The organism is Dactylosporangium salmoneum (assembly GCF_039532525.1).
Classification (GTDB): Bacteria; Actinomycetota; Actinomycetes; order Mycobacteriales; family Micromonosporaceae; genus Dactylosporangium; species Dactylosporangium salmoneum.
The window spans coordinates 160,266-171,021 of the sequence record NZ_BAAARV010000086.1 but is presented as its reverse complement, the minus strand read 5'-3'; the positions used below and the strand labels follow the sequence as shown (position 1 = coordinate 171,021).

Annotated in this window: 9 protein-coding genes; 1 reads left to right on the top strand and 8 read right to left on the bottom strand. The window is 74.4% G+C overall.

The window, feature by feature from the left end; all coding sequences use genetic code 11:
* The 5 genes from ABD352_RS44175 to ABD352_RS44155 all read right to left on the bottom strand — a co-directional run.
* The coding region (locus tag ABD352_RS44175; protein ID WP_344618588.1) for an AAA family ATPase at positions 1–1,421 on the bottom strand (1,421 nt) is incomplete at its 3' end.
* Positions 1,422–1,471: 50 nt separating this feature from the next.
* A complete protein-coding gene (locus tag ABD352_RS44170) occupies positions 1,472–2,281 on the bottom strand; it encodes a class I SAM-dependent methyltransferase (protein ID WP_344618587.1) in 810 nt (269 codons plus the stop codon).
* Positions 2,282–2,286: 5 nt separating this feature from the next.
* The gene (locus ABD352_RS44165; RefSeq protein WP_344618586.1) at positions 2,287–2,646 is read right to left on the bottom strand and encodes a GlsB/YeaQ/YmgE family stress response membrane protein; all 360 of its coding nucleotides are present in this window, start codon (positions 2,644–2,646) and stop codon (positions 2,287–2,289) included.
* An 80-nt stretch (positions 2,647–2,726) separates the two neighbouring features.
* Positions 2,727–3,476, bottom strand: coding sequence for an SDR family NAD(P)-dependent oxidoreductase (locus ABD352_RS44160; protein ID WP_344618585.1), 750 nt, complete (start codon positions 3,474–3,476; stop codon positions 2,727–2,729).
* A 69-nt stretch (positions 3,477–3,545) separates the two neighbouring features.
* A complete protein-coding gene (locus ABD352_RS44155) occupies positions 3,546–4,730 on the bottom strand; it encodes an ROK family transcriptional regulator (RefSeq protein ID WP_344618584.1) in 1,185 nt (394 codons plus the stop codon).
* A 155-nt stretch (positions 4,731–4,885) separates the two neighbouring features.
* Here ABD352_RS44155 and ABD352_RS44150 point away from each other — a divergent pair, with 155 nt between their 5' ends.
* The gene (locus ABD352_RS44150) at positions 4,886–5,668 is read left to right on the top strand and encodes a universal stress protein (RefSeq protein ID WP_344618583.1); all 783 of its coding nucleotides are present in this window, start codon (positions 4,886–4,888) and stop codon (positions 5,666–5,668) included.
* Between the two features lie 150 nt (positions 5,669–5,818).
* Here the strand turns inward: ABD352_RS44150 and yidD are convergent, their stop codons facing one another.
* Genes yidD through ABD352_RS44135 form a run of 3 tightly spaced genes read right to left on the bottom strand, consistent with a single transcriptional unit; the run spans position 5,819 to position 10,616 of the window.
* On the bottom strand, positions 5,819–6,250 hold the full coding sequence (gene yidD / locus ABD352_RS57870; RefSeq protein ID WP_425553909.1) for a membrane protein insertion efficiency factor YidD: 432 nt from the start codon (positions 6,248–6,250) through the stop codon (positions 5,819–5,821).
* 52 nt (positions 6,251–6,302) lie between these two features.
* A complete protein-coding gene (locus ABD352_RS44140) occupies positions 6,303–7,556 on the bottom strand; it encodes an aminotransferase class I/II-fold pyridoxal phosphate-dependent enzyme (protein WP_344618582.1) in 1,254 nt (417 codons plus the stop codon).
* An 18-nt stretch (positions 7,557–7,574) separates the two neighbouring features.
* Complete coding sequence (locus ABD352_RS44135) at positions 7,575–10,616, bottom strand: putative bifunctional diguanylate cyclase/phosphodiesterase (protein ID WP_344618581.1); 3,042 nt, start codon at positions 10,614–10,616, stop codon at positions 7,575–7,577.
* Positions 10,617–10,756 lie beyond the last annotated feature (140 nt).

Below are 10,756 nucleotides of genomic sequence, written 5' to 3'. Positions count from 1 at the left end.
GCGGCCGCGTCGTCGCGCATCGCGGCCCCGACGGCCTCCCGCAGCCGGGCGTCGGCGGCCAGCAGCGCCGGCCACACGGCCGCGAGGTCGGTGCCGCCGCCGACCGCCAGGGTGGCCGCCGCGCGGTCGGCCGCGAGGGCCTCCAGCAGCGCCGGGAGCCGCTCCGGCCCGACCCCGGTGAGCCGGCGCACCCGCTGTTCGCGCAAGAACCGGAACCCAAGGGCCTTGTGCGCCTTCTGTACGTCGAACTCTCCGGCGAACACCTTCGGCGCCTCGGCCCGGAGCCCGGCCAGCAGCGGCTCCCACACCGCCATGGTGGCCGCCCGCCGCTCCAGGTCCAGCGCGGCCCCGACCCCGTCCTCCAGCGCCCTGACGGCGGCCGCGGCGGCGTCGACCTCGGCCCGCCGCCGCTGCAGCTCGCGGGCGGTGACGCCGTCGGAGCGGCCGGCGGACAGCGCGAGGGCGAACCGGTCGCGCCGCTCGGCGTTGCCGAAGAGCACCGGCTCGGCCCCCGGGTAGCGGCCGAGCAGCTCGCCGAGCACCTCGGCGGCGTGCGGGGCCTGGGTCGCGACGAGCACCGACCCGCCCCGCTGGACGGTGTCGAGGGCGGCGGCGACGACCGCGTGGCTCTTGCCGTTGCCGGGCGGGCCGGACACCACGACGACCGGCTCGCGGCGCACCCGCCGCACGACGTCGCGCTGGGCGGCGTTGAGCGGCAACGGGGAGTACACCTCCTCCTCTCCCGCCTCCCCGGGATCGCCGCCGGCGGCGTAGACCCGGGCCAGCGCCGTGTCCTGCAGCCCCGGGCGGGCCGCCCAGGCGCGCAGCGTGTCGCGCAGGCCGGCCGAGGACACGTCGCGGACCACGAAGAGCCCGGCGACGGCCTGGCCGATCAGCTCCCGGTCGGGCAGCCGGGCGACGGGCGGGGCGTCGGCGGCGATCCGGTCCGGCCGCAGCCCGGCCGCCTCGGCCACCGTGCTCACCCAGGCGGCGGTCCCGGGCGCCCCGAGCCAGGCGGCGGTGCCCAGGCCGGGGGCCGACTCCAGCAGCGCGGCCAGCTCGCGGTCCCCGATCAGCGGCGTGATCTCGAGGTCACCGGCCGGCATGACCCGCGCCCCGCGCAGGCCTCCCCCGGAGCGCTCCAGCCGCACCGGCTCGGCGACCAGCGGCAGGCGCAGCTTGCGTTCCACCCCGTCGACCTCGGCCGTGCCCAGCAGCCAGGCCCAGCCCCGGCGCAGGATCCGCTCGTCGCGGTGCAGCGCGTCCAGCGCGGCCAGCCGGTCCGCGGCCCGCCCGCGCGGCGCCCGGTCCGGGTCGGAGAGCCACACCAGCGGCTGGTCGCCCTTGGCCACGTCGAGCACCCGCTCCCGGCCGGCGGGCGCGAGGTCGGCGAGGGCGGCGAGGACGCGGCTCGGTTCCATAGGTGCCCGATTCTGTCACCGCGGCGCACCCGCCGCCGGGTCGGCGCCGTTCAGCCGGTCGCGTCCACGGAGTACAGGTTGACGCGGGAGTTGGTCATCCGGCGCGGCACGAAGGCGTTGACGGCGGCGAGGGTGAGCCGCGTGTGACGGGGCAGGGCGCGGCGGACCACCCAGTCGGGCCGGCTCAGCGGCCACGACTCGCGCAGCGTCAGGCCCAGGTCCCAGTCCTGCAGGGCCTTCGGGTCCTCGCAGGCCCACACCAGGTCGGCCGCCATCCGGGTGAGCGGGCCGCGGGAGCGTTTCACGATCCACTCGCCGTGGGTGTCCAGCGCGACGCGGCAGCCCGGGAAGCGGGTGGCCACCGTGGTCAGCGCCCGGCGCACGCCGGCCGGCTCGAGATAGACCAGGACGCCTTCGGCGAGGAAGAGGTACGGCCCGGGGTCGGCCGCCACCGCGTCGGCCCAGCCGTCCTCGAGGACCGAGCCGGTGATCGTGCGGCGCCGCTCCCCGTCGGGCAGCAGGGCACGGCGCAGCTCGGTGGCGTCGGGCAGGTCGACGTAGCACCAGTGCGCCGTGCCGTTGTCGAGGCGGTCGGCCCGGGTGCTCAGCCCCGCGCCGAGCTCCACGACGGTCCCGTGTGGACACTCGGCGAGGAACTGGCGGGTCCACTCGTCCAGCGCCGCGCAGCGCAGCACGTGGAACAGCTCCGTGGCGCCGGCGTTGCGCTGCATCGGGGCGAAGTCGTAGTCGATGGCCTCGACCAGCCGGGCCGCGGCCTCGTCGCCGCAGCGGGCCCGGGCGTGCAGCGTGATGAGCATCGTCTCCTGCACGGCGCCGAGCCCCGGCGCCCGCTTGGCCACCGCCGTCAGTCCTCGTCGGACTTCTTGGTGCGCCGCTTGCGGGTGGTGGCGCGCTTGCGCGGGCGCGGGGCGCCGGAGGCGAGCTTGGTGTACGTCAGCATGTTGGCCAGCCCGACGCCGACCGCGGCGAAGAGGACCTGGATGCCCAGCTCCCACCAGCTCCACTGGATCTTCCACACCTTGACGACGGCCTTGTCGTCGAGGTTGACCAGCTCGGCCACCAGCGTGCCGAGCAGCGCCGCGCCGACGCCGATCAGGAACGTGATGAACCCGCCGATGTTCTGCTTGCCGGGCAGCACGAGGCGCCCGAGCACCCCGATGAGCAGGCCGACCGGAATGGCGACCCAGAAGTCGTTGATGTGCATGGTCCCGCGCTCCCCTCGCGTGTGGTTCGACGGGACCGTACACGATCACCCGGGGAGGCGCAGAGATGGGCATGTTTCGTTCAAGCGGCGGTCATGCCGCCGTCGACCGTCACCACCTGCCCCGTGACGAATCTGGCCTGGTCGGAGCCGAGGAACAGCACCGCGTCGGCGATCTCGTCGGGAGTGCCCAGGCGGCCCATCGGCACCTGGGCGGCGAAGTCGGTCTCGGTCGTGCCGGCGGCGCCCACGTACCGGTCCAGCATCGCGGTGCGCGTCGGGCCCGGCGCGACGGCGTTGACCCGGATCCCGTCGTCGGCGGACTCCAGCGCGACCGACTTCGTCAGGCCCTCGACGGCGTGCTTGCTGGCCGCGTACACCCCGGCGCCGGCCAGCCCGGCGTGGCCGGCCACCGAGGAGACGTTGACGATGCTGCCGCTGTGCCTCGGCCGCATGACCCGCAGCTCGTGCTTGAGGCTGAGCATCGTGCCCAGGACGTTGGTGTCGAAGATCTCGGCGTACGACTGCGGGGTCTGCTCCTCGATGCGGCCGACGTGACCCTCGGTGCCGGCGTTGTTCACCGCCACGTCAAGGCGGCCGTAGTGCTCGACGATGTCGTCGACGAGCCGGCCGACCTCCGCGTCGTTGCGGACGTCGGCGTGCACGTACTCGGCCCGGCCGCCGGCGTCGCGCAGGTCGGCGACCAGCTCCCGGCCGGCGTCGTCGTGCCGTCCGGTGACGACGAGGGCGGCGTGACGCTCGGCGTAGGCGAGCGCGGTGGCCCGGCCGATGCCGGTCAGGGCCCCGGTGATGAGGACGACAGGTGTGGTCATGGCGGTGAGGATGCCCGCCCGGGCGGGGTCAAACCCGTTCCCGGTCCGTTCCCGGTCCGTTCCCGTGCGTTACGGGCGCCCCAGCGTGGCCAGAATCGTGTCCCGGACCGAGGCGCGGCCCGCCTCCTGGGCGCCGAGCAGGGCGGCGTCGTCCTGGACGCGGGTCGTGGCGATCGTGGTGTCCAGCGGCGCCGCCTCGGCCAGCGCCATGGCAACCGCGGTGCCGAGCAGCTCGCCACCCGCCTGCCCGACCTCGCCGCCGATGACGACCAACGGCGGGTCGAGCACCGCGACGACGGCCGACAGGCCGATCGCGATCCGGCCGGCGAGCTGCGTGACGAACGCCCCGGCCGCCGCGTCGCCGGCGCCGGCGCGCTCGGCCGCCTCGGCCATGGTCTCGGCGGCGCTCGGCGCGGCGATGCCGTGCGCGGCCGCGAGCTCGAGGACGGCCGCACCGCCGACGAGGTCCTGGAAGGCGAGGCGGCGGTCGCCGCCGGCCATCGGCATGTACCCGATCTCGCCGGCCCCGCCGCGGGCGCCCCGCAGCAGCGTGCCGCCGAGGTCGATGGCCAGGCCCAGGCCGGTCTCGCCGAGCCACAGCAGCGCGAAGCTCTCCGCCCCGCGCCCGGCGCCGTGCGCCCGCTCGGCCACCGCGGCCAGGTTGACGTCGTTGTCCACCCCGACGGGCACCCCGAGCCGGCGGCGCAGGTCCTCGACCAGCCCCGGCCGGCCCCAGCCGGGCACCTCGACGTGGTGCAGGACGTCGGAGCGGGGGTCGTACGAGCCGGCCACGGCGATCTGCACCTGGGCCACCGGGTCGCGGGCGAGGCCGGCCTCCTTGCAGACCGCCTCCACGGTGTCGACGACCCCGGTCACCGGGTCGGTCCGGGCGAAGTCGACGGCGGACTCCAGCCGCCCGCGCACCGCCCCGGACAGGTCGGTGACGGCGGCGGTGACGGTCGGCGTGTCGCTGTCCCCGCGGTCGCGCACCGACAGGGCCACGGCGTAGGCGGCGTCGGGGTTGACGGCGTACACCTCGGCGTTGGGACCCGGCCCGGCGCTGACGTAGCCGACCACGCTCACCAGGCGCGCCTCGGTCAGGCGCCGCAGCGCCTCCGAGATCGTGGGCTTGGACAGCCCGGTGAGGTCGCGCAGCTCCCCGCGGGTCAGCGGCCCGCGTTCCAGCACGTGACTCAGGGCGGCCGCGTCGTTCATGGCCCTGAGCAGCTTCGATGATCCACCGAGGTGCGTCATGGTGGCTCGAACCGTATGGTCGGCGCGCAGCGTGTGTCAATCGCGGATCGCGTAATTGGGCACATGTCACGATTTATGCACATAATCCGGACAGAGAAGCCCTTGCCCGGATCGCCCCCGAGAGAGACCGTGGAAGGGGTACTAGGGGGTGCGTCATGCTGCTGGAACACAGTCCCGTCGTGGTCGGCGTCGACGGCACGACGGCGTCGATGGGCGCCGTGCGGTGGGCCGCCGACGAGGCCGCCCGGCACGATCGCTTGCTGCGCATCGTCCACGCGCTGACCTGGGAGGGTCCCGCCGACGGTCAGGGTGTGGCGCTGAACGCCGCCGCCGAGGCCCGCGACTGGCAGCCCGGCATCGCGGTGGAGACCATGACCCTGGGCGGCGCCCCGGCCCGGATCCTGCGCGAGCAGTCCCGCACCGCCCACCTGGTCGTGATCGGCGGCCGGGTCCACGAGGGCGGCCAGTTCGACGCCTCGATCAGCGCCCACCTGGCCGCCTTCGCGCACTGCCCGGTCCTCGTGGTCAACAACGGCTGGCGCTGGGCCGACCCGATCACCGCCCTGCCCGGCCACGCCCCGGTGGTGGTGGGCGTCGACGGCTCCCCGTCGAGCCAGCGGGCGCTGGCCTACGGCTACGGCGAGGCCTCCTCGCGCCACGTGCCGCTCGTCGCCCTGCACGCCGGCCGCGCCCGCCCGCACGACGTCGTGGCCGCCGAGCTCGAGCCGTGGCTGCGCCGCCACCCCGAGGTCGAGACCCGCTTCGACAGCCGCGACACCGGCGTGCTGGAGACCCTGACCGAGGCGGCCCGCGATGCGCTGATGCTCATCGTGGGCGCGCACCGGGTCGGGTGGTACGAGCGGCCCCGGCCCAACCCGGTCACGCAGCTCGTGGTCCGCCACGCCGCGTCGCCGGTGCTCGTGACCCGCAGCGTGTAGCCCGGCCCCGGCGAAAGGCCCACCCCGCGTGGAGCCCGGCCCCGGCGAAAGGCCCACCCCGGCATGGAGCCCGGCCCCGGCGAAAGGCCCACCCCGGCATGGAACCCGGCCCCGGCGAAAGGCCCACCCCGGCATGGAACCCGGCCCCGGCTACGCGGCCGGGACCGGGTCCAGTCCGCGGGCGCCGCCCGGGCGGCAGCGCGACAGGCGGCGGGCGGCCAGCCACCCGCCGCGGACCGCGCCGTGCCTGGTGATGGCCTCGGCGGCGTAGTGGGAGCAGCTCGGGGTGAACCGGCAGCACGGGCGCTCCCGCTTGGCGCTGACCTCACGCTGGTACCGCCGGATCGCACCGACGAGGGGACCGTCCGCGGCGGCGGCCGAGCGCGGCGCCCGCGCCATCGTGAACAGCATGCTCGGCAGGGAGAGCAGGCCCAGCATCAGGCAGCTGCCGTCGATCGCCTCGCCGATGCAACAGCCGGCCTCGAGCAGGCAGGCGTCGCGCAGGCAGCTGTTGCCGCCGCCGCGCCGGTAGCCGTAGTCCTGGTTCCGGCCGTAACGCCGGCGTGACCATCGTTCGCGCATACGTCCGTGATAGCGCCCCGGCGCCACCAGTAAGGGTGGACCCCGAGGCCGGTCAGCTCGCGCTGCCCTCCCGCGCCTCCTGGAACACCCCCGCGGCGGCCAGCTCGCCGATCACCGCGTTCAGCTCGTCGATCTGCTCGTCGGTGTTGGCCGCGGTCACCTGGACCCGGAAGCCCACCTGGTCGCGGGGCACGCCCGGGTACGGCGCCAGCGTCACGAACAGGCCGCGCTCCCACAGCAGCTCCGAGACGTCGACGAGGTCGCGGTCCAGGGCGATGGGCAGCTCGATGATCGGGGTGTCGTCGGTGTTCGGGGTGAAGACGCCCAGGCCGCGGACGTGGTTGAGCACGCGCATCGACATCCGGTGCAGATCGGCGCGCAGCTTGTCGCCGCGCTCGGCGTTGACGTCGAAGCCGGCCAGGACGGTGGCCAGGGAGGCGGTCGGCGACGGGCCGGAGTAGAGGTAGGGGGCCGCGGCGGACTTCAGGCGGTTCTTGAGCACCGTCGGCAGGGCGAGGAAGGCGAGCAGGGACGAGTACGCCTTGGAGAACCCGCCGACGAGCACCACGTCGTCGTAGGACTCCCCGCAGTACCGGATGATGGAGTTGCCCATGGTGCCGTAGGGGCTCGTCTCGTCCTCGCTGCGGGCGCCGATGACGCCGAAGCCGTGCGCGTCGTCGATGTAGAGGACGGCGCCGTGCGCGCGGCACAGGTCGAGATACCGGCGCACGTCCGGGATGTTGCCGGTCATGCTGTTGACGCCGTCCATGCAGACCAGGATCGGGGACGTGGTGGCCTCGGCCAGGCGGTCGGCCAGCTCGTCCAGGGTGCGGAAGCGGGTCAGGGTGGCGCCCTGGGCGCGGGCGAAGACGCAGCCGTCCCAGATGGTCTTGTGGGCGCGCGAGTCGATGAGGATCGTGCCCTGGCCGGCCAGGGCCGGGATCACGGACAGGTGGATCTGCGTGATCGTCGGCAGGACCAGCGTGTCCGGGGCGCCCAGCAGCGCGGCCAGGCGCTCCTCGATGACGGGGTACAGCCGCGGGTTGCCCAGCATGCGCGACCAGGACGGGTGGGTGCCCCAGCGGCGCAGCTGCTCCTCGACGGCGCCGATGATCTGCGGCTCGAGGTCGAAGCCGAGGTAGTTGCAGGAGGCCCAATCGGTGAGCCAGTGCTCGCCGATGCGGATCCGCCGCCCGTCGATCTCGTCGATGACCGCGTCGTAGAAGCGGGTCTCCTCGCGGAGGCGGGCGATGCCGCTGTACCGCGGGTCGGTATCGACGGCAGTGGCGAGTTGCTCGGCGCGCACGTAATCCCCCAGGGTCTCTCAGGCCGCGGTGCGACCTCCCCGTTGAGGCCCCGACGAATCCTCGGACAACCATTGACTCGCGTCACCGTAGCTCAAGGGCCGCGAGAACAAGTACCCCTGGCCGTGATCGCAGCCCATCTCCACCAGCAGCTCACGCTCGGCCATGGTCTCGATGCCCTCCGCCACGACCTGGAGCTTCAACAGGCGCGCGAGCTGCACGATCATGTTGACCACGGCGTGCTGCTCGCTGGAGGACACGACGGTGTCGATGAAGCTCTTGTCGAGCTTCAGCACGTCGACCGGCAGCCGGCGCAGATACGACAACGACGAGAAGCCGGTGCCGAAGTCGTCGATGGCGATGCGCACGCCGGCCTGGCGCAGCGCGGCGAGCTCGGCGGCGACCTCGCCGTCGTCGTGCAGCAGCAGGCTCTCGGTCATCTCCAGCAGCAGGCCGCCGGGCGGCAGGCCCATCCGCTCGATCTCGGCGAGCACCCACTGGGCGAAGTCGGGCGAGCGGAACTGCCGGGCGGAGACGTTGACCGAGACGTAGACCTCCTCGGTCGGGTACGCGATGCGCCACTGCGCGGCGGCGGTGATGGCGCTGGAGAGCACCCAGTAGCCCAGCGGCACGATGAGGCCGCTCTCCTCGGCGACCGAGATGAACTCGTCGGGCGGGACCATGCCGCGGGTCGGGTGGTTCCAGCGGACCAGGGCCTCGAAGCCGCGGGTGCGGTCGTCGGCGAGGGTGACGATCGGCTGGAAGTGCAGCAGGAAGGCCTCGTCGGCGATGGCCCGGTCGAGGTCGGCGCGCAGCTTGTGGCGCTCGACGACGGCGCTGTGCAGCGAGGACTCGTAGCGGCGCCAGCGGTCGCGGCCGGCGTCCTTGGCGACGTATACGGCCAGGTCGGCGTGGCGCAGCAGGTCCTGCGCGCTGCCGGCCTCGGCGGTGGTGGCGACCCCGATGCTCGCGGTGGCGGTGACGGTACCGTAGGCCAGCTCGAACGGCGCCTTGAAGCTCTCCAGCACGCGCCCCGCGACCCGCTCCACGTCCGACGGGCTGCCGGCCCGGCGCACCAGCGCGGCGAACTCGTCGCCGCCGAGCCGGGCCACGGTGCCGGTCGCGCCGTAGGAGCCGTCGACGGCCCGCAGCGCCTCGGTGAGCCGCTTGCCGACCGCGACCAGCAGGGCGTCGCCGGCGCCGTGGCCGAAGGTGTCGTTGACGACCTTGAAGTCGTCGAGCTCGACGATGAGCACGCCGACGGTCGCGCCGGTCTCCGCGCCGGAGGCGACGGCCTCCTGGACCCGGGTGAGGAACACCTCGCGGTTCGGCAGGCCGGTGAGCGCGTCGAAGGTGGCCCGCTGGTACAGCTCGGCCTGCAGCCGGCTGCGCTCGGTCACGTCGCGCAGGGTGACCACCACGCCACGCACGGTCGGCTCGGCGCGCAGGTCCCGGAACGCGGCCTCGACCAGCGCCGGGCGCCCCTCGGGGCCGGTCACCTGGAGGTCCTCACCCGGCCGGTCGGCGGTGCCGGCGCGCACCTCGGCGAGGCGCCGGGCGACCTCGGCCGCGCTGTCGTCGGCGAACGCGGCCGGCAGGGCGGTGCCGACGAGGTCGGAGCCGAAGAGCGCCTGCGCCGAGGGGCTGGCGTAGTTGACCAGGTCGTCGGCGCCGACGATGAGGATGACGTCGGCGGTGTTGAGCACGAGGGTGCGGAAGTACGCCTCGCTGTTGCGCCGCCCGATCTCGTCGCCGAGCGCGATGCGTTCCAGGGCCATGGCGGCCTGGGTGGCGAGGATCTGGGCGGCGTCGGTGAGCCCGGCCAGCACGGCCTCGTCGGTGGCCACGTAGAGGGCCCGCTCGGCCGCCCGCCCGTCGGCGAGGGCGAGGGGGCAGCAGAGCGTCACCTCGAACTCGCCGAGGGTGGCGGCCACGCCCGCGTCGATGTCGCGGGTGTACGGCATGGTCGTCCTGCCCCCGAGCGCCGGCCCGAACGCGATCGCGTGCGGGCGGCCCGGCGGCAGCAGCGCGGCGACGGCGTCGCGGACGGTCTGCGCGACGGCGGCCTCGTCGGTGGCCAGCAGCAGCGCGGCGCCCGCGCTGCGCAGCCGCCGCTCCCGCTGCACGGTGAGCCGCTGCGCGCGCACGGCCCGGCCGAGGCGCAGCAGCACCAGCCCGGACAGCAGCGCCGACACGGCGGCGATGGCGGCGGCGTCGCGCACCTGGCCTCCCCGCATCTCCACGAACAGCACGATCGGGGCGATGAACAACGACAGGCCGAGCAGCAGCAGCCGGCCGAGCCGCTCGTCGCCGGCCCGCTGCACCTGCGGCTCGGTGAGCTGCCGCATCGAGGGGTGCAGGGCGGCGGCGCCCCACAGCACGTAGAAGGCGGCCCAGCCGATGTCGACCGGGCCGCCCGTGGCCCAGTCGTCGGCGAGCTGCCGCAGGCCGTAGCCCACGTCGGAGCTGAGCAGCCCGACCCCGCCGAGGGCCAGCAGCGCGACGGCGGTGTTGAACCGCACCGAGGCGATGAGCCGGGCGCCGACGAGCAGCACGATGATGTCGGCGAGCGGGTAGGCGATGGAGATGGCCCGGTCCAGGGCCGACAGGTGCGGATTGTCGACGTAGGGCCGGATCAGGAAGATGTACGACAGCAGGCCCAGCCCCGCCGTCAGCGTGATCGCGTCGAAGAGCCCCGCGGGGTCGCGGCGGACCACCCCGAGCCGGTAGAGCCAGACGAGGGCGGCCGCGATCAGCACGTACATCGACAGGTAGCAGGTGTCGGCCAGCGACGGGAAGCCCGGCCGGTGCAGCAGCCGGGTGAGCACGTCGGCGGTGAGGTCGCCGGTGATGAAGCAGCCGACGGCGGCGGCCAGCAGCAGCCACGGGGCGCGGCGGCGCGGCCGGTGCAGGTACACGCCGAGGAGGATCGCCGCGACGCTGGCGTAGCCGATCGCCGACCACAGCACGAGGTGGAAATCGGGCAGCGCGAAGTTGGCGATCACCAGGACCGCCATCGTGCCGACGTACCCCGCCAGCACCCCGCGTGCCGACCCGTTCACTCCCAGCTGCCCTCTACCTATCCGCGCTTGCCTGTAGCGAGGCAGACGCTACCCAGTTCGTTGCCGAATGAGGAGTACCTGGCAGGATCGTTCCGAGCACGCTGGGCGCCGCTTTTGACGGCATGTACGTATTTAACGGC